Below are 24,732 nucleotides of genomic sequence, written 5' to 3'. Positions count from 1 at the left end.
GCCGCAGGCACCGCACTCGTGCACGGAACCCGAGGAGTACTCATGGCGCAGCTCACCGTGGCATCCACGACCGGGGGGACGCACCGTCTGGTCACGTCCCCGGCAGGTCGCACCCATGTCGTCGAGCAGGGCTCGGGCCCGCTCGTCCTGCTGGTGCACGGCTTCCCCGAGTCCTGGTACTCGTGGCGCCACCAGCTGCCGGCGCTCGCCGCGGCCGGGTACCGCGCGGTGGCGATGGACGTCCGTGGCTACGGCCGCTCGTCCCACCCGACCGAGGTCGGCGCCTACCGGTTGCACGAACTCGTCGAGGACGCCGTCGCCGTGGTCGAAGGCCTCGGGGAGTCCTCGGCGGTGATCGTGGGCCACGACTGGGGTTCGACCATCGCCGCCAACTCGGCGCTGCTGCACCCGGAGGTCTTCCGCGCGGTGGGCCTGCTGAGTGTGCCCTACGCTCCCTGGAACGGACCCCGCCCCTCCGAGGTCTTCGCGCAGATGGGGGGCGGCGGGGAGTTCTACGTGTCCTACTTCCAGGAGCCGGGCCGCGCCGAGGCCGAGACCGAACCGGACGTGCGGGGCTGGCTCGCCGGCTTCTACGCCGGGCTCTCGGCCGACACCATGGTCTCCGACGACGTGTCCTCCTTCTACTTCGTGCAGCCGGGGGCGAAGCTCTCCGACGGCTTCCCGACGGGGCGACGTCCGTCGTGGCTGACGGACGACGTCTTGGACGTGTACGCGGGGGAGTTCGAGCGGACCGGGCTGACCGGAGGGCTGAACCGCTACCGGAACATGGACCGGGACTGGGAGGAGTTCGCCGACTGGCGCGGCGCTCCGCTGCCGCAGCCCTCCCTCTTCATCGGGGGCTCCGAGGACGCGTCCATCGGCTGGCTGTCGGAGGTGATCGCCGCCTTCCCCACCACCCTGCCCGGGCTGGTCGGCTCGCACATCATTCCGGGGCGCGGCCACTGGATCCAGCAGGAGGCCAGCGACGAGGTCAACACCCTGCTCCTGGAGTGGCTCACCGGGCTCTGACCACCGACCCGCCGCCGCTACGACGACGGCGCGGACGGCCCGACGCCGATCGCGGAACGGCGTGCGCACCTGCGCGCGCCGTTCCGCTGAACGTGCCGCATTCGCTCCCGTTGGTGCAGAGTTCAGCACCGATCTCTCCGGCCGAAGGTCCTTTCCTCTCGACGACGGCCCTGGAATTGCGTAACCCAGACAGTCCGGAGTCCGCTCTGGTAGGAACAGGGGATGACCGCACAGGACGAGGAAGCTCCCTCGGTGGAAGACCTTGTGTGCTGTGTCCAACTCGGCCCCGGATGGGTCGACTTGACGCTTGCCACAGGAGCGAGATCCGAGGCGGAGGCACTGGCCACGAGGACCGTGGAACGCTACGGGCCCCGTGGACTGGCCATCGAGAAGAAGGCGCTCTTCGAGGACGTGGCCAACCGGGCCACCGCGCTCAACGCGGACGGACCGATCATGGCCGCGGTCTTCTACTCGGGCACCGGTGAAGCAGTTGTCGACTTCGTCATCGACTCCTATCTGGACGACGTGGACGGGGACGGCCAGGGTCCGCCGCGACCCGATCTCGACGAGGCCCGCTCGCTGCTGCTGGACTGGGTGGGCAGCGACACCACGGGCGAGCCCGAAGTGACCTACCCGGACCTGGACGCAGGACCGGCGGTACGCCTTCGATCGCAGGTCAGCACCAAGCAACTGCTCGGGCTCTGGCGCCAGGACACCGGCTCCCTCACCTACGCGGTGCTCCCGCCGGGAGTCAGGAGCATCGTCCTCGCGTCCTTCACCTGGCGCAACATGGCCCAGACCGAGAAGGTCGCCCAGCTCGCCGGCGAGTTGATGGCCACCTTGCAGGTCACCCCCGTCGAATCCGGGCCCTAGAAGCCGACGGAACGGCCAGCGCGCGAGAAACCGCGTGATCCACCACATCTCTTCTCCCGTCCGAGCAGTTCATTCAGGGGACTGATCAGGCGCCGACACTCCGCATGCGTCGCAGGGCCATCGCGAGCGCACCGCATATCGCGCCCCAGAGTGCGTTCACGAGCAGCATCGGAACGATGGCGTAAGGACGGGTGAGGGGACCTTCGAACTGCCCCGAAAGGATGGGGGAGAGGACGGCGCTGAGGACCACGGCCGCCACGGCGTATGTCACGCCCGTGGCGACCAGGGTCAGCAGCGGGTCGTGCACCGGGCGGAGTGCGACGGCCCCTATCCACACCAGGGAGATGGCGGCCGTGAGGACCAGCGGTGTGGCCGGCTTCCCCAGGGCCTCGCTCAGGCCCGCGGTGGAGAACAGCGGGCGGATGAGCGCGACGAGCGTGAGGACGCCGATCAGCGGCCAGGGCAGAGCACGCAGCCGCTGGGTGAGCGGGAGATCGGAGTGCGTTGCGTTCATGCGCTTCAGGATCGGCTTAGGCCGACCCTCACCGCGTCCCCCCACGGCTGACACCTCACGTACTCCGCCAGTTGCGGGTGGGGCAGTCGCCCCTACCCCAGCGGTTGCGGAAGGGCGGCGGAAAGTGCCATCGCTGGGGTGAAGGCGCAGGTGGCGGGCTCGACCTACGCTGGCTGCATGCCTGCTGGTGCTGTTGTCTCCCGAGTGCGTCGCCGGTTGTCACGCAGCTTTCGCGCGGATGTAGCGGTCAGCGTCGGGGTCGTCGTGGTGGTGGCGATCGGTGCGCTGAGACCCCTCATGGGCGCGCGGTTGGAGCCGTGGCCGCTGACCGTCGTCGGCTGGCTGCTGTCCGCCGTCGTGTGCGCCGCGCTGTTCTTCCGACACCGTCATCCGGTCGCGGTCGCCGGCGTCGCCCTCGTCGGCACCGGTGCGTTCTATCTGCTGAGCGATTACGACGGACCGCTGCTGATCGCGTTCGTGGTGGCCCTGTACCAGATCGCCGCCGACGGGCGCCTCCAGGCCGCGGTCGGCCTCGCCTCGCTGGCGCTGGTCTCCACCGGATTCGGCACCCTCGCGGGAAACGGCGACGTCAACGGTGTTGCGCTGTTCATGTTCACCGGCTGGCTGATCGGTGTCGTCGCGCTCGGCTGGGCACGCCACAGCCGCCTCGCGTACGTGCGGGAGGTGGAGCAGCGCGCGGCGGGCGAGGAGCGGATGCGTATCGCCCGCGAGTTGCACGACATCATCGGACACCACATCTCCCTCGTGCACGTGCAGTCGTCTGCCGCCCTGCGCCGATTGACGAAGGACCAGGTGGCAGGCGCCGTCCTGGCCGAGGAGGCCCTGACTGCGATCAAGGACTCCAGCCGGGAGGCGCTGCGCGAGCTGCGGACCACCCTGGGCGTGCTGCGGCAGGGCGACGAGGCGGAGCCGACGGCGCCCCTCCCTGGCCTGGACCGCATCGACGACCTCGTGGACGCCGCCCGGTTGGCCGGTCTCGACGTGCGGAAACGGGTCCGGGGCGAGCAGCGGGAGCTGCCGACCGAGGTCGAGCTCGCGGCGTACCGGATCGTGCAGGAGTCCCTGACGAACGTCACCCGGCACGCGGTGCGGGTCACGGAGGCCACCGTGAGTGTCGAGTACGGGGAGCAGGAGTTGACGATCGAGATCGCGGACGATGGTCGCGGCGCGGCGGCGCACGGCTTCAAGGGTGTCGGCAGCGGGGTTGCCGGCATGCGCGAACGCGCTCGGGCGCTGGGGGGAGAGCTGTCGGCGGGCACTTATCCACAGGGCTTCGCGGTGCGGGCCAGTCTGCCCTACGGTTCCGATCACGGCTCCCAGCGGAGCCGCTCGTAGCCCTCTGGGAGAACGGGAGCGACCTGCGCCGTGATCAAAGTCTTGCTCGTCGATGACCAGCGCCTGGTGCGCGCCGGATTCCGCTCGATCCTGGAAGACGAGGACGACATCGAGGTCGTCGGTGAGGCCAGCGACGGGGCCGAGGCGGTGACCGCCTGCCGTCAACTTGCCCCGGACGTCGTCCTGATGGACATCCGCATGCCCGAGGTGGACGGCCTGGAAGCGTCCCGCCGCATCGCCGCGGACAGTCGGCTCGCCGAGGTCAAGGTCATCATCCTCACCACGTTCGACGCGGACGACTACATCTACAGCGCGCTCCGCGCCGGGGCGAGCGGCTTCCTCGTGAAGGACGCCGAGACCACGGAACTGCTCACGGCGATTCGGGTGGTGGCCCGAGGGGACGCGCTGATGAGTCCGGGCGTCACCCGTCGGTTGATAAAGGAGTTCGCGGCCCGGGTGAAGGCGCCCGAGCCCGATCCACGACTGAAGGCCCTCACCGAACGCGAGTGTGAGGTCATGTTGTTGGCGGCCCAAGGGCTGACGAACGACGAGATCGCCGAGCGGCTGGTCCTCAGCCCTGCGACCGCGAAGACCCACGTCAGTCACATCATGACCAAGCTGGGCCTCCGCGACCGGGTCCAACTGGTCATTCTTGCCTATGAGTCGGGGATGATCAGGCCCGGCTGGCTGACTACCTGAGCCCGTTGTGCACTTCCGTGCTTCTGTGGGCGCTTGACCGGCGCCGTCGGCGGGGTGGGCACGGGTCGGTGGGGGGCCTGGAGTGCTCGGGACTTGGGCAACCGCAACTGCGGGTGTATGCCGGGCCGTCGGGCCGCAACTGGCGATGTACGACAGGTGCCCGCCACGGGCTGATGCCCTCGGGCATACCTTCGCCCGACGCTGAATCCCATGAGCACACACACGCACTTCCCGCCCGGCACGGCGGGCCGGGCCGTCGTCGGGCTGCTGGCAGGAGGCGCCGCAGGGTTCCTCCTGGCGCAGACCGCGGCGGCGTTCCTCGACTTCCTCTTCGGCCGTGATTCCGGCGCGAGCTTCCTCGCACCGGCCCTGCTGTCCGTCGTCGCGCCCGCGGTGTTCGCGGTCGTGGGTGCGTTCGTCGGTTCCCGGTGGGGGAAAGGCGGGTGGCCGTCATGACGCAGCACGCCTCCCCTTCGCCCGCGCGTCGCGGCCGTTTCGGCACGGGCGTCTTCGCGGGGCTCGCCACCTGGTCGCAGCGCAGGCGCTGGCTCGCGCTGTTGCTGTGGGTGGTGGCCATCGCGGCGATCACGGTCGGCTCACAGGCCCTCGGCAGCCGCTATCAGAACGACTTCTCCTTGCCCGGTACGGAATCGCAAGCCGCGACGGACCTGTTGGAGAAGCACGGATCGCTCCAGGCCGGCGGCAGCGTGGAGATCGTCTTCAAGGACGAGCAGGGCCTGACCGGTGATCGCGAGGGCATCGAGAAGATGCTCCAGGAGGTCAGGGAGCTTCCCGGAGTGGCGGACGTCCGCAGTCCCTACGAGGACCGCTCCGCCCTCTCCGAGGACGGGACCGTCGGATATGCGACGGTCACCCTCGACGGCAAGGCGGAGGAGGTGCCGAAGGAGGACGTCACCGACATCATCGACGTTGCGAAGGCGGCCGGGACGGACCAGTTGGAGGTGCAGCTCGGCGGAGAAGCGGTGCGCGGGGCGGAGGAGGAGTCGGGAGGCGGTGCGGAGGGCGCCGGGATGCTGGCCGCTCTCGTCATCCTGGTGCTGCTGTTCGGATCGCTGCTGGCGGCGGCCGTGCCGCTGGTGACGGCGCTGTTCGCCGTGGGCGGTGCGATCGGGCTGATCACCCTGGCGTCGCGGGTCTTCACCGTCGCGGACTTCACCCCGCCGATCATGATGCTGGTCGGCCTCGGGGTGGGGGTGGACTACGCCCTGTTGATCTTCTACCGCTATCGCCACGAGTTGACCGGCGGCAGCGATCGGGAGAGCGCCGTGGCGACCGCGCTCGCCATCGCGGGGCGCACGGTCTTCTTCGCCGGCTGCACGGTCATCATCGCGCTGCTGGGACTTGTGGTCCTGGGCCTGGGATCGCTCCAGGGCGTGGCGCTGGCGGTGGCCCTCACCGTGCTCGTCACCATGGTCGCCTCGCTGACGCTGCTGCCCGCGCTGCTGGCCGTGTTGGGGACCCGGATCCAGAAGACGGTGCTGAAGCGGGCGACCAAGGCACAGGCCAAGGGGCGTGAGGAGGGGCGTCGTTGGCGGGCGCTCTCCGGCGCCGTCCAGCGCAGGCCGCTGCCCGCGCTGCTGGCGGCCGTGGTGGCGCTGCTGGCGCTGTCCGCCCCCGCGTTGGGGCTGCGGCTGGGGTTCGCCGACGCAGGCAACGACGCACCCTCGACGACCACGCGGAAGGCGTACGACCTGCTGGCGGAGGGCTTCGGCCCCGGGTTCAGCGGCCCGCTGGTCGTTGTCAGCCAGGGCGACCGGGCGGCGGCGGAGGAGATGCGGTCCGCCCTGGAGCGTACGGACGGGATCGCGGCGGTCACGCCGCCGCTGCCCACCAAGGACGGCGCCGTGTCCACGGTGATCGCCTATCCGACGACCGCGCCACAGGACGCGAAGACCACCGACCTGGTCCATGCCCTGCGTGACGACGTGCTGCCGCCGCTCGCGGAGAAGACGGGGGCGGAGTATCTGGTCGGGGGATCGACCGCGGCGACGCAGGACTTCGCGGACGCGGTGTCCTCCCGGATGCCGTTGTTCGTCGCCATTGTGGTGGGGCTGTCCACGCTGCTGCTGATGGCGGTGTTCCGGTCGCTGCTGATCCCGTTGAAGGCCGCGTTGTTGAATCTGCTCTCCGTCTCGGCCGCGCTGGGCGCGATCACGCTGGTCTTCCAGCACGGTTGGTTCGGTGTGCAGCCCGGGCCCATCGAGGCGTTCATCCCCGTGATGATCTTCGCGATCGTCTTCGGGCTGTCGATGGACTACGAGGTGTTCCTCATATCCCGGATCCAGGAGGAGTGGGAGAGCGCAAAGGATCCCTCGCAGGCGGTGCGGGAGGGGCTGGCCGCCACGGGCAAGGTGATCACGGCGGCTGCGGCCATCATGATCGTGGTGTTCGCCGCGTTCGTCCTCAGCCCGGACCGGATGCTCCAGCAGTTCGGACTCGGCCTGGCCGTGGCCATCTTGTTGGACGCCGTCGTCATCCGCTGCCTGATCGTGCCGGCCGTGATGCAGCTGTTGGGGGCGCGGGCGTGGTGGTTGCCGGGGCCGCTCGCGAAGGTGCTGCCCAAGGTGGCCTTGGAGCGGTCCGCCGCCGGGTGACCGGACCCCGCCCCCCGGCGGGAGGGCGTCCCGCCGGGCCGGGGCCCTGCTCCCCCGTGGTCCGTCCGAGGCCCCGGTCAGGGCGCGGGCTTGGCCTCGCCGCAGTACTGGGCGTTGAGGACGAGGCCCAGGCCGTCCTGGAGCCAGTCGCCGTTGGTGTTGTAAGCGAGGGAGTGGCCGCCGTCTTCGGTGGTCACCGCGACGGAGAGCGAGCCGATCCAGCCGCCGGTGTGGCCCCACAGTTCGGTGCCGCACCGGGTGGTGAAGCGTTCGATGCCGAGGCCGTACCCCTCGGAGGTGGTGGTCTTCATCGCCCGGAGTTGCTGGGGTGGCAGGACCTTGCCGCGCAGCAGGGCGCTGAAGAAGCGGTTCAGGTCGGCGGCGCTGGAGATGATGTCGCCTTCGGCCCAGGTCTGGGACGCGTTCTGGAGGGTGACGTCGTAGGTCTTGGTCGCCGCGGGGTCCGCCGACAGCCGGGAGTACGCGCGGCTGCTGGGGCGGGGCATGTGGCTGTTGTTGCCGGGCATCGTGGTGGAGCGCAGGCCCAGCGGTTTGATGATGCGCTGGCGCACCTCGTGTTCGTAGGTGTTCCCGCTGACCTTCTCGATGATCAGGCCGGCCAGGACGTAGTTGGTGTTCGAGTAGGAGTGCTTGCTGCCGGGCGGGGAGAAGACGGGTGCGTGCCGCATCGCGACGCGTACGGCGGCCTGTGGTGTGCGGTCGTCGAAGCGGTGGGCCAGGAATCCCGGCGCCAGGACGTAGGTGTTCCGGTACGTGGTGTCGTCGAGGAAGTCGTAGACGCCGCTGGTGTGGTTGAGGAGTTGGCGGACGGTGATGGTGCGGCCGTCGTGGCCGTTGCCGCGGACGAGGCCGGGGAGCCACTTCTCCACGGTGTCGTCGAGGTCGAGTGCCCCTTCGGCTTCCAGTTGGAGCAGGACGGTGGCGACGAAGGTTTTGGTGATGCTGGCGATGCGGAAGCGGTCGTCGGCGCCGCGGGGGGTGCCCGTCTTGAGGTTGCCGACGCCCGCGGTGCCCTTCCAGACGCCGTGCCCGTCCGTGGCGGTGGCCGTCACCCCGGGGATGCCGCCGGCGACGACGGCTTCCAGGGCCCGTTGGGTGGCCTGGTGGTGCCCGTTGGACCCCAAGGCCGTGCCGGTGCTGGTGCCGGGGGTTGCGGCGGTGCCGGCCTCGGCATGGGTGGCGGTGCGGATGGTGGTGGGGGTTGTGGGGTCGGCCTGGGCGGTGGGGGCGGTGAAGGCCGTGAGGGCCACCGCGCCCGCGATCAGTCCCACAGCGCCCGTACGTCTCAGTCGTCGTCCCGTCATGCCTGCGCTCCTTGCTGCCGACTGGCCATCGGTGGAAGGGACCCGGAAGCGATGGAGACGGTTGACCGGGGGGTGTCGATGGCCGAGTTGTGACCCGTGCCCCCCTGTCGTGCTACGCGCGTTGACCCTAGGCTGCCGGGGCAGCCACCGTCGTTCGTTGAAAGATCAAGGGGAGAGATGTCAGCCAGCTCGCACGCGACGAGTTCGCCGGGGCCCGAGGGCCCTCGCGTCCACAGAGCGACGCGCCCCCGCAAGGACCGCAAGTACCGTCGGGTCCTCGCTGCCGTCGCCGGCCTCACCACCGTCGGCGCGCTGTTCGCCGCGCTGCCCGCAGGGACCGCCGGCGCCCATGAGCGCGACAAGGCGGAGAAGGGGAGCCAGGGCGACCGGGGCCACGGCCACGGGCGCACCGTGGACGTCCAGTTGCTCTCGTTCAACGACTTCCACGGCAATCTCCAGCCTCCGTCCGGCTCGGGCGGCCGGGTCACCCACACCAACCCCGACGGCAGCACCAAGACCATCGACGCGGGCGGCGCCGAGTACCTGGCGACCCATCTGCGTGAGGCCCGCAAGGGCAAGCGCTACTCGGTGACCGCCGCGGCCGGTGACCTCATCGGCGCCACGCCCATGCTCTCCGGCCTCTTCCACGACGAGCCGTCCATCGAGGCGCTGAACGAGCTGGAGCTCGACGTCTCCTCCGTCGGCAACCACGAGTTCGACGAGGGCGCCCGCGAGTTGGCCCGGATCCAGAACGGCGGGTGCCACCCCACCGAGGGCTGCTACGAGCAGGGCAGGAAGTTCAAGGGCGCGGAGTTCCCCTATCTGACCGCCAACGTGACCCACGAGAAGTCCGGCAAGCCGCTGCTCGACCCGTACTTCATCTGGGAGCGCGGCGGGGTGCGCATCGGCTTCATCGGAGTGACCCTGGAGGGCACGCCTGACATCGTGAACGCCGAGGGCATCAAGGGCCTGAAGTTCGGCGACGAGATCGAGGCGATCAACAAGTACGCCAAGGTCCTGGAGCGCAAGGGCGTCAAGTCCATCGTCGCGCTGCTGCACGAGGGCGGGGCCCCGGCCTCCTCCTCGTACAACTACAACTGCGACAGCCCCGGCCCCGGCGACGGGATCTCCGGGCCGATCGTGGACATCGCCAAGAAGGTCAGCCCGCAGGTCGACGCGCTGGTCACGGGCCACACGCACCAGGCGTACGCGTGCACGATCCCCGACCCCGCGGGCAAGCCGCGCACGGTGACGTCCGCGGCCTCGGCCGGCCGGCTCTACACGGACACGACGCTGACGTACGACCGGCGCACGAAGGACATCGTCCGCACCTCGGTGGCCGCTGCGAACCACGTCGTCACGCGTGACGTGCCGAAGGCGCCGGACATGACGCGGCTGATCGACCGTTGGAACGCGCTCGCCGCGCCGATCGCCAACCGGCCCGTCGGACACGTCTCCGCGGACATCGACAATCCGCTGGTGGAGGAGCGGCCGCTGGGGAACCTGATCGCGGACGCGCAGTTGGAGGCGTTCGCTCCGGCCGACAAGGGCGGTGCGCAGCTCGCGCTGATGAACCCGGGCGGCATCCGTGCGCCCCTGGTGCACGCGCCGTCCGGCAGTGAGGCGCCGGGCACGGTGACGTACGGCGAGGCGTTCACGGTCCAGCCGTTCACCAACATGATGAACGTGGTCGACCTCACCGGAGCACAGCTGGTCACCGCGCTCCAGCAGCAGGTCAGCGGGTCGAACCAGGCGTCCCCGAAGATCCTCCAGGTCTCGAAGGGCTTCACGTACACCCTGGACATGACCAAGGCGGGCGCCGACCGGGTGGTGGTGGACTCGATCCGGCTCGACGGCCAGCCCATCGACCCGGCGAAGACCTACCGGGTGGCGATGAACGAGTTCCTGACGGGCGGCGGTGACGGCTTCGCCGTGTTCAAGGAGCACAAGAACAAGCTCGTCGGCGCGTCCGACCTGGACGTGCTGATCGCCTACCTCGGGGCGCACTCCAGCCCGACGGCTCCGTTGGCGCCGCCGGCGCTGGGCCGGATCACCGTGGTGAAGTGACGCCGACCGTTCGGCTTCCGCATCACCCGTCCGGGCCTGGTCGCGCATCCGACCGGGCCCGGACGCGGGCGGGCCGAGCCATGAAGGGCTCGTCGCTACGAAAGGCTCGTCGGCGGGGGAGTGGTGGCGCCCGGGAGGGTGAGCACCGCCGTCGTGCCGCCGCCCGCCGCCGGCTCCAACCGGACCTGGCCGCCCGCCTGCTGGACCGTGCGCGCCACGATCGACAGCCCGAGCCCGGAGCCGGGCAGGGCCCGCGCCGAGGGCGAACGCCAGAACCGTTCGAAGACGTGCGGCAGTTCCTCGGTGGGGATGCCGGGCCCGTGGTCGCGCACCGTCAGTTCGCCGTTCCGCAGCCGCACCTCGACCGTGGCGCCCGGCGGGGAGAACTTCACCGCGTTGTCCATGACGTTCACCAGGGCCCGCTCCAGCGCCGCCGGTTCGGCCCGTACGTACCAGGGCGCCAGCTCCTCGACGAAGGTCAGCTCCGGTCCCCGCAGCCGGGCGCGCCCCAGCGCCGTCGCCGCGACCTCGTGCAGCCCGACGATCGACAACTGCTGACCGCCCTGCGCCGCGTCCGGCCGGGACAGCTCCTGGAGGTCGCCGATCAGCGAAGCCAGCTCCACCATCTGCGCCCGTACGCTCTCCAGCAGCGCGCGCCGGTCGGCGGGCGGAATGGCCCGGCCGGTGCGTTCGCTGCGGACGAGCAGGTCGATGTTGGTGCGCAGCGAGGTCAGCGGGGTGCGCAGCTCGTGGCCGGCGTCCGCGATCAGCCGGGCCTGACGGTCGCGGGAGGAGGCGAGCGCCGCGGTCATCGCGTTGAACGAGCGCGAGAGCCGGGCGATCTCGTCGTCCCCGTCGGACGGGATCCGTACGGTCAGATCCTCCGTGCGGGCCACGTGTTCCACGGCCTCCGTCAGTCGGTCCACGGGCTGGAGGCCCGCCCGGGCCACCCACAGCCCGGCCGCGCCGGCGCCGAGCACGCCGAGCCCGGCGAGTGCGGTGAGCAGCAGCGCGAGACGGTTGAGCGAGGTCTCGATCTCGTCGAGGGGCCGGGACACCGACACCGCGACCGGCCCGCTCCCCGGGACGACCTCCTGGATGGTGTGCACCCGCACGGGCTGGCCGTTGTCCGTCACGCTGTCGTGGAGCGTGCTCTCCCGCTGGCCGTTGGCGACGGCGACGTCCAGCGTCGTGACCTTCACCGGGACGTTGTACCGGGCCACGCAGCGCGTGCCGTCCGGCCCCACGATCTGGGTGTACGCGAAGGACTGCTTCTCGGTGACGTGGATCTGGGTGCCGTTGTCGCACTGCTTCAGGGCGTCGACGACGACCTGCGTCGGCGCGCTGACGTTCTTCAGGGAGGTGTTCAGCTCGTCGTTGAGCTGGGTCCGCACCAGCAGCCAGGCGACGACCGCGACGGCGGCGACGGCGACGGCCACCGCGGTCGCCACCAGCAGCGCGAGGCGCGAGCGCAGCGGCAGCCGGCGGAACCGGCGCACCAGGCGCCACCCCAGGCCCTCGCCCGTACCGCCCGTACCGCCCGGCCCGCCCGGCCCGGTACCGCCTGGACCCGCGGCCCTCGCGCCCGCGCCCGGTCCCGTACCGCCGAAGCCTGAAGGTCCGTGCGCCGGGCCGCTGGGGCCCCCGGCCTGCGTCACGCCTCACCGCCGCCCTGGCGCAGTACGTATCCGACGCCGCGCACCGTGTGGACGACGCGCGGCTCGCCGCCCGCCTCCGTCTTGCGGCGCAGGTACATCACGTACACGTCCAGGGAGTTCGAACTGGGCTCGAAGTCGAAGCCCCAGACCGACTTGAGGATCTGCTCGCGGGTGAGCACCTGGCGCGGATGCGCCAACAGCAGCTCCAGCAGGGTGAACTCGGTGCGCGTCAGCTCGACGGCGCGGCTGCCGCGGTGCACCTCGCGGGTGCTCAGGTTCATCGTCAGATCGCCGAAGCTGAGCACGTCGCCGGCGTCCTCGGCGTCCCCGACCGCCTCCGCGAGCTGCGCGGCGGCGTACGAACTGCGGCGCAACAGCGCACGGATCCGGGCGAACAGCTCGTCCAGCTCGAACGGCTTGACCAGGTAGTCGTCGGCGCCCGCGTCCAGGCCCGTGACCCGGTCGCCGACGGTGTCGCGGGCGGTCAGCATCAGGATCGGCACGGTCGAGCCGCCGGCGCGGATGCGGCGGGCGGCGGTGAGGCCGTCCATCCGCGGCATCTGGATGTCGAGGACGACCAGTTCCGGACGGTACGACGCCATCTTGTCGAGCGCGTCGAGACCGTCGACGGCGACCTCCGTCGCGTACCCCTCGAAGGCGAGGCTGCGCTGGAGGGCCTCCCGGACGGCGGGCTCGTCGTCGACGATCAGGATGCGCTCGTCAGTCATGCTGACAGCCTCGCACGTCGCGTCCCCGGCGGGCCGGTCGTCGTCGGCGGGCGCCGAAGCGTGGTCCGCTGGTCCGCCCGGGTGCATGCTCGCGGGTCCGTCCACCGAGCCCCTAGCTGCCGGCGCGGAGGGCATCGAGGCTGGCCTTCACGGTGTCGACGGGGATGGCGAAGCCGAGGCCGACGCTGCCGGCCGTCGAACCGCTCGCCGCGCTCGGGGAGTACATGGCGGAGTTGATCCCCACGATCTCCCCGTTCATGTTGATCAGCGCGCCGCCGGAGTTGCCCGGGTTCAGGGAGGCGTCCGTCTGGATGGCCTGGTACGTGGTCGTGGACTCGCCGGTGTCGCCGTTGAACTGCCGGCCGCCGTACTCGAAGGGCCACCCCGTGTCCGGCCGGCGCTGCCCCGGGTCCGTCGCGACGGTCACGTCCCGGTCGAGCGCGGAGACGATGCCGCTGGTCACCGTGCCGGTCAGCCCCTCGGGGGAGCCGATGGCCACGACCTCCTCGCCGACCTTCAGCTTGCCGGAGTCACCGAGCGGGGCGGCCTTGAGGCCGCTCGCGCCGCGCACCTTCACCAGGGCGAGGTCCTTGTCGGGCGCGGTGCCGACGACGTCCGCGGTGTACGTCTTGCCGTTGTCGAGGCGCACCTGCACGGTGTCGGCGCCCGACACGACGTGGTTGTTGGTGATGATCTCGCCGCTGGACGTGATGATCACGCCGGAGCCGGTGCTGGCGCCGTTGCCGCCGGCCGCCTTGATCTCCACGATGCTCGGGGACACGGCCTCCGCGACGCCCGCCACGGTGCCCTTGTTGCTGGTGGAGACGTTCGTGCCGCTGATGCCGGAGCCGGCGCTCGCACCGGTGCCGCCGCCGTCGCCGGTGAACCGGTCCACCAGCGCGGACGCACCGCCGCCGACGGCCGCGGCGGCGATCGCCACGGCCACGAGCAGCGCGACCGGGCGCTTGGTGCGGGTCGCCCGCGGCGCGGCACCGCCCGACCAGGCAGCGGCCTCCGGGGGCCAGACGGGCGGGGACGGCGGAGGCGGCGGCGCCTGGTGCGCGTACGGCTCGGTCGCGTCGTAACCCGTGGTGTCGTAACCCGTGGTGTCGTGGCCCGAGGCGTCGTGCCCCGTCGCCTCGTACCCCTGTGCGTACGTCGGCGTCTGCGGCTGCGCCTGTGCGTGCGGGAACTCCTGCTGGGCCTCGGGCCCGGGCCCCGGCTGCGGCTGTGCGTCGTTGCGGTTGCGCGAGAAGTCCGTCATGGAACGACTGTCGCCGCGCCAGATGAGAGGAGTCTGAGGCAGCACTGAGAAGCCGCGCAGAGTTCTGTACGGGCCGCGTAAAAGCGGGCCGCAAAGATCCGGGCCGCAAAGAGCCGGGTCGCGTAGAGCAAAGCGCCGCGCGGCCGGGCCCTACCCGACGTACGTCAGCCGCACCCGCACGAGCGACGGATGACCAGGCCCGACGGGAACTGCCGCACCCGCTCGCGGCGCGACCCCGCGACCCGCAGGCTGTCGTCGAGCACCAGGTCCACCGCCGCCCGCGCCATCGCAGGCCGGTCGGAGGCGACCGTGGTCAGCGGCGGATCGGTCAGATGCGCTTCCTTGACGTCGTCGAAGCCGGCGACCGCCAGCTCCCCGGGCACGTCGATCCGCAGCTCCCGCGCCGCCCGCAGCACCCCGATCGCCTGGTCGTCCGTGGCGCAGAAGACCGCCGGCGGGCGGTCCGGCCCCGACAGCAGCTTCAGCGCGACCTGGTACGCGTCGTAGCGGTTGAACGGCGCCTGGAAGAGCCGGCCCTCGACCGACCTGCCGGACTCCAGCATCGCCCGCCGCCACCCCTCCACGTGGTCGGTGACGGGGTCGCCGACGGCCGGGGTGTCGTCCGGTCCGCCGAGGCACGCCACGTACTCGTGTCCGTGCTCCAGCAGATGGCGGGTGGCGAGCTGGGCACCGCCGATGTCGTCGGTGACCACGGCCACGTCGTCGATCGCCTCGGGCCGCTCGTGCAGCAGCACGACCCGCGCCTCCCACGCCTCGATCTCCGCCGCCGCGCTCTCGGTCAGCCCCTGGCTGACGAGGATCAGCCCGGAGACCCGCATGCCGAGGAAGGCCCGCAGATAGTGGACCTCGCGCTCGCGCCGGTAGTCGGAGTTCCCGACGAGGACCATCTTTCCGCGCTCGGCGGCGGCCTGTTCCACGGCGTGCGCCATCTCCGCGAAGAAGGGCTGACGGGCGTCGGGAACGACCATCCCTATGAGGTCGGTGCGCCGGGAGGCCATCGCCTGGGCGACCCGGTCGGGCCGGTAGCCCAACTCCTTGATCGCGGCGAGCACGCGCTCCCGCGTCGCCGGGGCGACCGGCCGGGGTCCGTTGTTGATGACATAGCTCACGACGGCGGTGGAAGTCCCCGCCAGTCGCGCAACGTCGTCCCGCGTCACCTTGGCCACGCGCGGCAGTCTACGCGTGGTGACCCCGCTCTGGGCAGGTCGTACGAGGGATCCCAACAGGTGGACAGAGGGGGCTCGCGACCGCCTTCCGGCGCGGGTCCTACGCGCGGGCGCCCGCGCCCGGAACCGCCGTCCCGGACGCGCCCGCCGCGCCCGTTGCCCGCGCCGCGCTCCCCGGCTTGTCGAACCGCTCCGCCCTTTCCGACCTGTCCAGCTTCTCCAGTTTCTCCAGCTTTTCCGGCTTCTCGGGCTTCTCCGGCGAGACGAAGCGATATCCCACGTTCCGTACGGTCCCGATCAGCGACTCGTGCTCCGGGCCCAGCTTGGCGCGCAGCCGCCGCACGTGGACGTCGACCGTCCGCGTGCCGCCGAAGTAGTCGTACCCCCACACCTCTTGGAGGAGCTGGGCGCGGGTGAAGACCCGGCCGGGATGCTGCGCCAGGTATTTCAGCAGCTCGAACTCCTTGAAGGTCAGGTCGAGGACCCGGCCCTTCAGCTTCGCGCTGTACGTCGCCTCGTCGACCGACAGGTCGCCGTTGCGGATCTCCATGGGGGAGTCGTCGGAGCCGAGCTGCTGCCGGCCGGTCGCCAGCCGCAGCCGCGCCTCGACCTCGGCCGGCCCCGCCGTGTCCAGCAGGACGTCGTCGACGCCCCAGTCCGCGGTGACGGCCGCGAGGCCGCCCTCGGTGACCACCAGGATCAGCGGACAGCCCGGGCCGGTGGAGCGCAGCAGCTGGCACAGCGACCGCACCTGCGGCAGGTCGCGGCGCCCGTCGACGAGGATCACGTCGGCGCCGGGGGTGTCCACCAGCGCCGGGCCCTCGGCGGGGGCCACGCGCACGCTGTGCAGCAGCAGTCCGAGGGCGGGGAGCACCTCGGTGGACGGCTGGAGGGCGTTGGTGAGCAGGAGCAGTGAACTCATCGGGGGTCACCTGCTCCCGTCCTGGCTGTTCGCCGGTGGTGCACGGTTCGCTCGCCCATGACGTCGGTTCCTCCTCGGTCCCTGCGAGGACGTGGTGGTGCTGCGGCCCTGTGGTCATTCGCCATTCCGGGTCCGTTCGTCCGGCCGGTTCGTTGGTTCCGTTCGGTTCGTTCGTTCGTTCTCGGAATGCGGAAATGCTGCGTGCTTGCGCGTCCGTTCCGTTCACGTGCCTGTAACAACGGGCCGGAAACGCAAAAGGACCCGGGGGCTGCTTCGCCCGGATCCTCTTCGCAGCACAATAGCCCACATGCGTTCTGAGCCAGAGGGTGAATTTCACACTGTGGACGTATCCAGGATCACGTCCCCGGCCCGGCGCGCATGGCTCCGGACTTCCGATGGTGTCCGTATTGAGGCGAATTATCAACCGTGTGCGGCCGTACCGGGGACGGCCGCCCCGAGCGCGGGAGCCGTGGTCCTCGCGCACGGTTTCACCGGCTCCGTCGACCGGCCGGCGGTCCGCCGCGCGGTGGCGGTGCTGGCCCGTCGCACGGCCGTCATCAGCTTCTCCTTCCGAGGTCACGGCCGGTCCGGCGGGCGTTCGACGGTCGGCGACCGCGAGGTGCTGGACCTGGCGGCGGCGGTCGAGTGGGCCCGGGCGCTGGGGCACGAACGCGTCGCCACGGTGGGCTTCTCGATGGGCGGCTCGATCGCACTGCGCCATGCGGCCCTGTACGCCTCAGGGCGCGGGGGGCGCACGGAGGCACGTTCGGACGCCGTGGCCGCCGTGAGTGCTCCCGCGCGCTGGTACTACCGGGGTACGCCGTCGATGCGCCGGGTCCACTGGGTGGTGTCGCGCCGCCTCGGGCGGGCCGTCGGACGCTACGGACTGGGCACCCGGATCGACGACCGGGGCTGGGACCCCGTCCCCCTCTCCCCGGTCGAGGCGGTGCCGCTGATCGCGCCGACGCCGCTGCTGATCGTGCACGGCGACCGCGACCCCTACTTCCCGCTCGACCACCCCCGCATGCTGGCCGCGGCCGGACCTGCGGAGCTGTGGCTGGAACGGGGGATGGGGCACGCGGAGAACGCGGCCGACGAGGCGCTCCTGGCCCGCCTGGCGGACTGGCTCACGGACCCCCGGGCCGCCGCCGATGGCTCATGATGGTCCCCGACGGAACCACGGAGTACGACACGGAGCACGAGGGGAGCGGCGGATGCCGGCGGGGACGATCCGCTACTGGGCCGCGGCCAAGGCGGCGGCCGGGGTCGCGGAGGAGCAGTACGCGGCGGGCACGCTCGCCGAGGCGCTCGCCGCGGTGCGCCGGAGCCACCCCGGTGAGCTGACGCGCGTGCTGGAGCGGTGCTCCTTCCTCGTCGACGGCGCTCCCGTCGGGACCCGTGACCATGAGACCGTACGGCTTGCGGAGGGCGGCACGGTCGAGGTGCTGCCGCCGTTCGCAGGAGGGTGAACCGGACAGCATGAGCAGCGACCAGCAGTATCCGTACGACCCGTACGCGTCCCCGTCACCGTCGCCGTACGGGCGGGACCAGGAGCAGGAGCGGGGGGCGTCGCAGCCGCAGCCGCAACCTCAGCCGTACGCGCAGCCCCAGCCCCAGCAGTACGGGCAGCCCCAGCCGCACCCGCAGGCGGGGGCATACAACCCGTACGCGGGGGCGGAGTACGGGCAGCAGCAGGGTCACGGTGGCCACCCGGGTCACGCCAGCCACCCCGGCCAGCCGGGCAACCCCGGCCCCGGCCACCCTCAGGCATACCCGCCACAACAGCCATACCAGCAGCCTCAACAGCCGTACCGGCAACAGCAGCCGTACCAACAGCACCCGCCTCAGCAAGCGCAGCAGCCCTACCCGTCGCACCAACAACAGCCCCAGGGATACGGGTACCCGCAGCAGGCGGCGCACCAGGACGTCGGGCAGGCCGCGCAGACCTGGCAGGGCGAGACCTGGGACACCCAGTACCAGCCGGGCTTCACCCAGCACGGGGCCGCCCGGCAGCCCGCGGGGCCCGCCGAGGAGACGGCGTACCTCCCGCCGGTGCCGTCCGCCGCGGAGCAGACGGCGTACCTCCCGCCGGTTCCGTCCGCGCCGTCCGGTCCCACCCCGTCGGCCGCGCCGGCGAGCGCCGCCGAGGAAACCGCGTACCTGCCGCCCGTGCCGGCCGCGCCGGCGAGCGCGGCGGAGCAGACGGCGTACCTGCCGCCCGTGCCCCCTGGGCCGTCGGCCGGGGCTCGCAGGCACGGGCGTACGCCCCAGGGCGCGTACCCGCTGCCGCCCGAGGCGCCGCACGCCGCGGCGCCCCCGCCCGTCGTGGCGCTCACCCCCGAGGTGGTGCCCGCCTCCGCCGACACCGGCTACAGCCCCCCCACGACCAGCGGCAACACCCGGATCACCGACGCCCAGCGCGCCCGCGCCGAGGGCCGGTCGCCGATCATCGCCCCCGGCATCCAGCCGGCCGGGCTCACCGCCGCGCTCGGCCTGCTGCTCGCGGGGGGCGCGGCGATCGGGTCGTACGCCCTCCTCGTGCCGCTCGTGCTGCTCCAGGCGGTCACCGCCGCCGGCTGGTTCCGGCTCAACGGCATGTGGCCCGCCCGTCAGGGCATCGCCCTCGCCTTCCTGGGCGGCTTCGTGGCCGACGTGGTCCTGCTCGCCGTCGGCCGGGAGCACGGGCCGGCCGCGATCACCGGCACGCTGGGCGTGTGGGTGCTGCTCACCGTGGTGCTCCAACTGCGCAGCCACGCCGGCGCCGACGAGCGGATGTACGGCCTGATGGCGACGGTCGCCTCCGCCGCGCTCGCCGTCGTCGCGGCCGGGTACCTGGCGGCGTCCTCCGACGCGGTCGTGGTCGGCGGGGTCGCCGTCGCCGTGGCCGTCCTCGCCCGGGCGCTGCCCGTGCCGGGCGTCGCGTCCCTGGCGCTCGGCCTGCTGGGGGCGGCCGGTACCGGTGCGGTCGTGGGCGGGCTGACGGACCTGGGCGCGCAGGGCGCACTCCTCGGGCTCGCGGCCGGCGTGCTCGCGCTGGTGGGCCTGCGGGCGGCCAGCTACGACTACCCGTCGCGGTTCGTGCACTTCACGGCGGGCGTGGCGCTGCCGCTGGCCCTGGCGGCCCCCGCGGTGTACCTGGTCGGCCGGGTGCTCGCCTGATCCGTACCGCACGAAAGCGCAGGTCGGGCCCGGACCAGCGCAGCTCGGGCCCGGACCAGCGCAGCTCGGGCCAGAGCCGCAGCGCGTGATGGGGCGGGTGAGCCTTGCCACCCGCCCGTCCGGAACCATCGTCCCCGGTCGCACGTCAGCTCTAATCGATGGGTCTCGACGGGTTCTCGTCGACGACTTCCGGCCGGACGACTTGGGGGCCCTGGGCCATGCGCGCGTTGCGAATACTTCTGATCACCGCGGTCGTACTCGGCGGCCTGTTCATCGCCGTCGACCGCATCGCGGTGAACGTGGCCGAGTCGGAGACGGCGGACAAGATCCGCAGCAGCCAGGGCCTCTCCCGGACGCCGGACGTCTCCATCAAGGGCTTCCCCTTCCTCACCCAGGTCCTGGGCAAGCAGCTCGACGAGGTGGGCGTCAGCGTCGAGGGCGTCACCGCGAAGGCCGACGGCCGCACGGTGAACGTCACCGAGGTGAAGGCCGACCTGCGGGACGTCAAGATCGGCAGCGACTTCTCGTCCGCGGTCGCGGGCCGGGCCGACGGCTCCGCCCGCATCTCGTACGCGGACCTCGCGAAGGCGGCGCCCGAGGGCGCGACCGTCGGCTACGCCGGCCCGGAGCGCGCGGCGAAGGGACAGGTGAAGGTGACCGGCACCCCGAAGGACCTGCTGAAGAGCGCGGGCCGGGACCTGGGGAGCAGCCGTCTGGAGTCCCTGCTGACGGGTGAGGTGACCATCTACAGCACGGTCGAGCTGGTCGAGGGCAAGACGGTCCGCTTCAAGGCCGAGTCCCTGCCCGGGGGCATTCCGCTGCCGGGCTTCGACCGGATGATGCGCGACGCCATCGACTACGACATGACGATCGAGGGCGTGCCGTCCCGCATCTCGCTGGACCGCGTGGAGGCGACGGAGGACGGGCTGCGGTTCTCCGGTCAGGCGCAGGACGTCGCCGTCGGCTGACCGTGAGGTCCGTCCACCCGTACCGGTCGCGCCCGGTCGCGCGGGGTCAGCTCCGGTACGAGGTGATGAGCCGGGCCAGGTGCGTGCCCGCCAGCCGCAGCGGCTTGTCGTCCCGGGCGACCTGGGCCGCGAGTTCGGCGCCTTCCAGGGTGCTGATCACCGTGCAGGCGAGGTCGTCCGCGTCCTGTTCGGGGACGCCCGCCGCCCGGAGCTTGTCGAAGACCACCGACTGCCAGCGCGCGAACGCCTCGGCCGCGGCCCGCTGGATGTCGGGGAGGCGGCCGGCGGTGCCGAGGGCGGTGGCCGTGACGGGGCAGCCGTCGATCCAGTCGGACTCCCGCAGCCCGTCCGCGAGGGAGTCGGTGAGGGCGAGGACCGCCTCGGCCGGGTCGGGTTCGGCGTCGAGGATCTCCCGCAGGATGTCGCTGAACTCCTCGTCGCCGCGCTGCACGGCGGCGACGGCCAGCTCCTGCTTGCCACCGGGGAAGAAGTGGTACACCGAGCCCAAGGTGGCGTCGGCCTCCTGGGAGATCTGCTTGATGGGGGTGGCGTCGTACCCCTGGCGCTGCATCAGCAGCGACGCGGCGCGGACGATCCGCTCGCGGGTGCCGGGGACGTCGGCGGCCCGGGCCGTCCTCGCCGCGGTCCCGGCCGTTCCGTCCGCCCCGGTCCCGGCCGTCGCGTTCGTGCCGCCCTTCGGAGCGTTCGCGTTCGTCGTCTGGTGCAGTCCCCTGGTCTTCATCCGACCCAATGTACCGCCGTTGGATAGAACGTCCACTACAGAGGTCGTTGTCAGGGGCACCTGTCGCGGGCCCGGCCGCGGACGCCCTGGTGGCGGCCTTTTGGGGCCCTTTCGGCACCACCCGGCCGCATGGTGAGACGGACCTGTCCGATGGGTAGAAAGCAGACGGGGGCGGGTCGCCGGGAGGCGGTGCGGGGAGGGGTGGAGGTCGGTGATCGTATCGCATGGCGGTCGATCTCGTCTCAATATCCGACACACCGGTGACATCCCGCCCGCCGCGTCCCTACGATCGGACGCATGAAGCAGCGACAGGCGGATCTCACCAAGCGGCGGGCAGTCGACCTGTGCCGCGTGGCCGCCATGCTCTGTCGCGCCGTCTGAGCGGGAGCACCGCTCCCGTCCTCGCCCCGGCCCTCGCCAGAAGATCGGGGCCCGTGCCGCTGTGCGGTGCCCGGCGCTGCCGGTCCGCCGTCCGTCGTCGTCCGTGACCGTCCGTGCAGACCGGGTGGGCACGCACAACGCCCGCGAACCGAACGCACCGCACCGCACCGAGCACCACCGCACCAGCACAGCAGGCACCCTTCCGCAGCACCGCTTCCACAGCGCTCTGGCGCCGAACCGCCGCAACTGCCCCGGAGGAGAAACAACATGAGCCGCAGCGACGTCCTGGTAGACGCCGACTGGGTCGAGGCCCGCATCGACGACCCGAAGGTCGCGATCGTCGAGGTCGACGAGGACACGTCCGCCTACGACAAGAACCACATCAAGAACGCGATCCGGATCGACTGGACGAAGGACCTCCAGGACCCGGTCCGCCGCGACTTCATCGACCAGGAGGGCTTCGAGAAGCTCCTGTCGGCCAAGGGCATCGCGAACGACACCACCGTCGTCCTCTACGGCGGCAACAACAACTGGTTCGCGTCCTACGCCTACTGGTACTTCAAGCTCTACGGCCACGAGTCCGTGAAGCTCCTCGACGGCGGTCGCAAGAAGTGGGAGCTGGACTCCCGCGACCTGGTCGACGGCGCCCAGGTGCCCGAGCGTCCGGCCACCGAGTACAAGGCCAAGGCGCAGGACGCCTCCATCCGCGCCTTCCGCGACGACGTCGTCGCCGCGATCGGCACGCAGAACCTGGTCGACGTGCGCTCGCCCGACGAGTTCAGCGGCAAGCTGCTCGCGCCGGCGCACCTCCCGCAGGAGCAGTCGCAGCGCCCCGGCCACGTGCCGAGCGCCCGCAACATCCCGTGGTCCAAGAACGCCAACGACGACGGCACGTTCAAGTCGGACGACGAGCTGACGGCGCTGTACGCGGCCGAGCAGGTGGACCTGGCGAAGGACACCATCGCGTACTGCCGCATCGGCGAGCGCTCCGCGCTCACGTGGTTCGTCCTGCACGAGCTGCTGGGCGTGGAGAACGTCAAGAACTACGACGGTTCCTGGACCGAGTACGGCTCCCTCGTCGGCGTGCCGATCGAGCTCGGCGCCGCGAAGTAACCCCCGACCCGGAAGCAGTAGGAGAGCTGTATGTGTGGAGCGAAGGTCGGCGGCCCCGACGCCTCGACGATCAAGCCCGGTGAGACGACCATCCAGGGGCAGGTGACCCGCGACGGCGAGCCCGTGACGGGCTACGTCCGCCTGCTGGACTCGACCGGCGAGTTCACCGCCGAGGTGCCGACCTCGGCGACGGGCCAGTTCCGCTTCTACGCGGCCGAGGGCACGTGGACCGTGCGCGCCCTGGTGCCGGGCGGTACGGCGGACCGCACCGTCGTCGCGCAGACCGGTGGTCTGTCGGAGGTCGCGATCGCGGTCTGACCGCGACTCGAACGGTCCGCGGGCGCCCGGGGCGCACGCGGACGAACGGCCCGGAGGGCCGCACCCCAGGGGGTTGGACGCCACTGGACCTGGGTGCGGCCCTTCGGTCGTCTCCGCCCTCCGTCCGGGCGGTGAACAGGCGCGGACGGGCGGTGTCGGGGCGTATCGGGGCGGGCCCGGCCGCCGTACGCTGGACGTATGTACGCGCGGCGGCGTCGTGCCTATTTCCTGCTCATGGGCGGGTGCATCTTCCTCTTTGTCTCCGCCTGGGCAGTCGTGCGCCTGTGGTCCGTGCCGGCCGCGGTCGCGATGTGCGTCGTCGCCATGGTCATCCCCCCGATCGCCGCGATCGTGGCGAACCGCAGGGGCCCGGACGACCGCTGGTGGGACGACCCCACCGGCGATCCCCAGTCCGACGAGTGGTGGGACGAACTCGACGGCAAGCGCCGCCACTGAGCCGTCGGTACGGGTCAGTACACGAGCGCCTTCGCGCCGTCGGCCATGACCTCGCTGACGAAGACCTGCGCCCCCGCGATCCGCACGCCCGCCAACACGTCCTGCTCCGTGATGTCACGGCGCGCCGCGCACTGGGTGCACAAGGTGATCTGCCCGGCGGCCTGGATCGACGCGATGAGGTCGGGCAGCGGTGCGGCGTGCGGCAGCTCGAACTCGGCGGCCCTCCCCGGCAGCGCGAACCACGCGGACTCGCCGGTCAGCCACAGGGACACCTCGACGCCGCTGGCGACGGCGACGGCGGCCACCGTGAACGCCTGCGAGCAGCGTTCCGGCGCATCGGCTCCGGCAGTTACCTTGATCACGAGCTTCTCGGCCATTCCCGAATCGTAATCCCCGTGCGCACAACCCCCGCCGTCCGGTAGAAGTCTGCTCGAAGCAGGCATCCACGGCCGCGGCCGTGTCGAACCGCCGCGAGTGCCGCGGGCGCCGCCGCATTCCTTTTCGCATCGCGTACGTGAATCGCGTACGGAACCGGTCTCATTGGGGGGACTTCGGGCATTGGAGCACCAGAACAAACCAGAAGCATCAGAAGCACCAGAGGCGGCTGCAGGCGCGGGGTCGGCTGAGGGGCCGCGCGTACGGCGCCGGCCGCGCGGCGCCACCGCCGTTCTGCTCGCGGTCGCGTCCGTCGTCGGTGTGGTCGGCGGCACGGCCGTCGGCTACGGCGTCCAGGCCGAGCGCGAGCCGACGCCGCTGCCGGCCCTGAGCCAGCCGGGCCTGACGTACCCGGCGAAGCCGCTGGCCGCGGACCGGCGCCCGGCGGCCCTCACCGCCGCGGAGGACCACCAGGTCAAGACGGAGGGCGACCTGCGCAAGCTGCTGCTGCCGAAGCCGGCGGGGGCGCGGAGCGTCGACGCGGAGTGGCTCGACGAAGGAGAGATGGACCTTCAGTCGTACGCCCAGTGGTTCGAGAGCCCGCAGAGAGCCGTGGCAGACCTGTTGGCGAGGGACATGCGACGGGGGGCCGGCGCCCGCTGGACCAAGGGCGAGCGCGAGTGGTCGGTCAACCTCGTCCAGTTCGAGAACTACGAGGGCGCGTCGATGTTCATGGACAGCCAGGACAACTACATGCCCGGCCTCACCGGGGGCGACGAGGGCGACCTGCTGTCGTACACCGAGCAGGGCCGGACGTACATCCACGCGGTGAAGAAGAACGCGGGCTACAAGCCGCTGTACCAGGCGCGGGCGCTCGTCCAGCGCGGCAACATCATGGCCGACATCCACCTGTACGACACCGAGCCCATCGGCAAGAAGGAGATCGGCACCCTGGCCCGGCAACAGTGGGAGCGCCTGTGAAG

At 71.6% G+C, this 24,732-nt stretch carries 24 protein-coding genes and 1 pseudogene; 16 read left to right on the top strand and 9 right to left on the bottom strand.

Going from position 1 to position 24,732, the window contains the following annotated elements:
• Positions 1-42 precede the first annotated feature (42 nt).
• Together AB0E05_RS11955 and AB0E05_RS11950 are read left to right on the top strand one after the other, a co-directional pair.
• Complete coding sequence (locus AB0E05_RS11955; RefSeq protein ID WP_361961994.1) at positions 43-1,029, top strand: alpha/beta hydrolase; 987 nt, start codon at positions 43-45, stop codon at positions 1,027-1,029.
• Positions 1,030-1,383: 354 nt separating this feature from the next.
• Positions 1,384-1,902 (top strand): hypothetical protein, encoded by a 519-nt coding sequence (locus AB0E05_RS11950; protein WP_361961992.1) that lies wholly within the window; start codon positions 1,384-1,386, stop codon positions 1,900-1,902.
• Between the two features lie 85 nt (positions 1,903-1,987).
• Here AB0E05_RS11950 and AB0E05_RS11945 read toward each other — a convergent pair whose 3' ends face one another.
• Positions 1,988-2,416, bottom strand: a complete 429-nt coding sequence (locus AB0E05_RS11945; RefSeq protein WP_361961990.1) for a hypothetical protein — start codon at positions 2,414-2,416, stop codon at positions 1,988-1,990.
• A gap of 177 nt (positions 2,417-2,593) precedes the next feature.
• Here AB0E05_RS11945 and AB0E05_RS11940 point away from each other — a divergent pair, with 177 nt between their 5' ends.
• The 4 genes from AB0E05_RS11940 to AB0E05_RS11925 all read left to right on the top strand — a co-directional run bounded on the left by AB0E05_RS11940 (position 2,594) and on the right by AB0E05_RS11925 (position 7,086).
• Positions 2,594-3,772 carry a sensor histidine kinase gene (locus AB0E05_RS11940; RefSeq protein ID WP_361961988.1) on the top strand — a complete coding sequence of 393 codons (1,179 nt, stop codon included), beginning with the start codon at positions 2,594-2,596 and terminating at the stop codon, positions 3,770-3,772.
• A 30-nt stretch (positions 3,773-3,802) separates the two neighbouring features.
• Entirely contained in the window at positions 3,803-4,471 is a 669-nt protein-coding gene (locus tag AB0E05_RS11935; protein WP_361961986.1) for a response regulator transcription factor, read from the top strand.
• A 210-nt stretch (positions 4,472-4,681) separates the two neighbouring features.
• Positions 4,682-4,927 carry a hypothetical protein gene (locus AB0E05_RS11930; RefSeq protein WP_361961984.1) on the top strand — a complete coding sequence of 82 codons (246 nt, stop codon included), beginning with the start codon at positions 4,682-4,684 and terminating at the stop codon, positions 4,925-4,927.
• Positions 4,924-7,086: an MMPL family transporter gene (locus tag AB0E05_RS11925; RefSeq protein WP_361961982.1), complete on the top strand. Its 2,163-nt coding sequence runs from the start codon at positions 4,924-4,926 to the stop codon at positions 7,084-7,086. The genes AB0E05_RS11930 and AB0E05_RS11925 overlap by 4 nt, the downstream gene beginning before the upstream one ends.
• Before the next feature lie 77 nt (positions 7,087-7,163).
• Here AB0E05_RS11925 and AB0E05_RS11920 read toward each other — a convergent pair whose 3' ends face one another.
• Complete coding sequence (locus AB0E05_RS11920; protein WP_361961980.1) at positions 7,164-8,411, bottom strand: serine hydrolase domain-containing protein; 1,248 nt, start codon at positions 8,409-8,411, stop codon at positions 7,164-7,166.
• A 177-nt stretch (positions 8,412-8,588) separates the two neighbouring features.
• Between AB0E05_RS11920 and AB0E05_RS11915 the strand changes: the two genes are divergently transcribed.
• Positions 8,589-10,478, top strand: a complete 1,890-nt coding sequence (locus AB0E05_RS11915) for a bifunctional metallophosphatase/5'-nucleotidase (RefSeq protein WP_361961978.1) — start codon at positions 8,589-8,591, stop codon at positions 10,476-10,478.
• A 95-nt stretch (positions 10,479-10,573) separates the two neighbouring features.
• Here AB0E05_RS11915 and AB0E05_RS11910 read toward each other — a convergent pair whose 3' ends face one another.
• The 5 genes from AB0E05_RS11910 to AB0E05_RS11890 form a co-directional block, all read right to left on the bottom strand.
• Positions 10,574-11,980, bottom strand: a complete 1,407-nt coding sequence (locus AB0E05_RS11910; protein ID WP_361962087.1) for a HAMP domain-containing sensor histidine kinase — start codon at positions 11,978-11,980, stop codon at positions 10,574-10,576.
• A gap of 152 nt (positions 11,981-12,132) precedes the next feature.
• Positions 12,133-12,864, bottom strand: a complete 732-nt coding sequence (locus AB0E05_RS11905; RefSeq protein ID WP_361961976.1) for a response regulator transcription factor — start codon at positions 12,862-12,864, stop codon at positions 12,133-12,135.
• Positions 12,865-12,976: 112 nt separating this feature from the next.
• On the bottom strand, positions 12,977-14,128 hold the full coding sequence (locus AB0E05_RS11900) for a trypsin-like peptidase domain-containing protein (RefSeq protein ID WP_361961974.1): 1,152 nt from the start codon (positions 14,126-14,128) through the stop codon (positions 12,977-12,979).
• A gap of 164 nt (positions 14,129-14,292) precedes the next feature.
• On the bottom strand, positions 14,293-15,315 hold the full coding sequence (locus tag AB0E05_RS11895) for a LacI family DNA-binding transcriptional regulator (RefSeq protein ID WP_361961972.1): 1,023 nt from the start codon (positions 15,313-15,315) through the stop codon (positions 14,293-14,295).
• Positions 15,316-15,415: 100 nt separating this feature from the next.
• Entirely contained in the window at positions 15,416-16,237 is an 822-nt protein-coding gene (locus AB0E05_RS11890) for a response regulator transcription factor (RefSeq protein ID WP_361961970.1), read from the bottom strand.
• Between the two features lie 307 nt (positions 16,238-16,544).
• Between AB0E05_RS11890 and AB0E05_RS11885 the strand changes: the two genes are divergently transcribed.
• The 4 genes from AB0E05_RS11885 to AB0E05_RS11870 all read left to right on the top strand — a co-directional run bounded on the left by AB0E05_RS11885 (position 16,545) and on the right by AB0E05_RS11870 (position 20,364).
• The gene (locus tag AB0E05_RS11885) at positions 16,545-17,399 is read left to right on the top strand and encodes an alpha/beta fold hydrolase (protein ID WP_361961968.1); all 855 of its coding nucleotides are present in this window, start codon (positions 16,545-16,547) and stop codon (positions 17,397-17,399) included.
• 52 nt (positions 17,400-17,451) lie between these two features.
• Entirely contained in the window at positions 17,452-17,706 is a 255-nt protein-coding gene (locus tag AB0E05_RS11880) for a MoaD/ThiS family protein (RefSeq protein ID WP_361961966.1), read from the top strand.
• 10 nt (positions 17,707-17,716) lie between these two features.
• Entirely contained in the window at positions 17,717-19,396 is a 1,680-nt protein-coding gene (locus tag AB0E05_RS11875; RefSeq protein WP_361961964.1) for a hypothetical protein, read from the top strand.
• Between the two features lie 218 nt (positions 19,397-19,614).
• Entirely contained in the window at positions 19,615-20,364 is a 750-nt protein-coding gene (locus tag AB0E05_RS11870) for a DUF2993 domain-containing protein (RefSeq protein WP_361961962.1), read from the top strand.
• A 46-nt stretch (positions 20,365-20,410) separates the two neighbouring features.
• On the opposite strand, the gene AB0E05_RS11865 is transcribed toward AB0E05_RS11870, so the two are convergent.
• On the bottom strand, positions 20,411-21,106 hold the full coding sequence (locus AB0E05_RS11865) for a TetR/AcrR family transcriptional regulator (RefSeq protein ID WP_361961960.1): 696 nt from the start codon (positions 21,104-21,106) through the stop codon (positions 20,411-20,413).
• 297 nt (positions 21,107-21,403) lie between these two features.
• Between AB0E05_RS11865 and AB0E05_RS11860 the strand changes: the two genes are divergently transcribed.
• From AB0E05_RS11860 to AB0E05_RS11845, 4 genes and pseudogenes are all read left to right on the top strand, one after another.
• Complete coding sequence (locus tag AB0E05_RS11860) at positions 21,404-21,487, top strand: putative leader peptide (RefSeq protein WP_350807544.1); 84 nt, start codon at positions 21,404-21,406, stop codon at positions 21,485-21,487.
• Positions 21,488-21,754: 267 nt separating this feature from the next.
• The gene (locus AB0E05_RS11855; protein ID WP_361961957.1) at positions 21,755-22,600 is read left to right on the top strand and encodes a sulfurtransferase; all 846 of its coding nucleotides are present in this window, start codon (positions 21,755-21,757) and stop codon (positions 22,598-22,600) included.
• A gap of 30 nt (positions 22,601-22,630) precedes the next feature.
• A complete protein-coding gene (locus AB0E05_RS11850) occupies positions 22,631-22,918 on the top strand; it encodes a DUF1416 domain-containing protein (protein ID WP_361961955.1) in 288 nt (95 codons plus the stop codon).
• Between the two features lie 186 nt (positions 22,919-23,104).
• Positions 23,105-23,374, top strand: a pseudogene (locus AB0E05_RS11845) (DUF3099 domain-containing protein); the annotation flags it as partial.
• Between the two features lie 14 nt (positions 23,375-23,388).
• Here the strand turns inward: AB0E05_RS11845 and AB0E05_RS11840 are convergent.
• On the bottom strand, positions 23,389-23,751 hold the full coding sequence (locus AB0E05_RS11840; RefSeq protein ID WP_361961953.1) for a DsrE family protein: 363 nt from the start codon (positions 23,749-23,751) through the stop codon (positions 23,389-23,391).
• A gap of 319 nt (positions 23,752-24,070) precedes the next feature.
• Here AB0E05_RS11840 and AB0E05_RS11835 point away from each other — a divergent pair, with 319 nt between their 5' ends.
• Entirely contained in the window at positions 24,071-24,730 is a 660-nt protein-coding gene (locus tag AB0E05_RS11835) for a hypothetical protein (RefSeq protein ID WP_361961951.1), read from the top strand.
• Positions 24,731-24,732: the final 2 nt, after the last annotated feature.

This window comes from Streptomyces sp. NPDC048057 (genome assembly GCF_040653095.1).
Lineage (GTDB): Bacteria > Actinomycetota > Actinomycetes > Streptomycetales > Streptomycetaceae > Streptomyces.
Note: the sequence above shows the minus strand (reverse complement) of the source record. Positions and strands in the feature narration are given on the sequence as shown.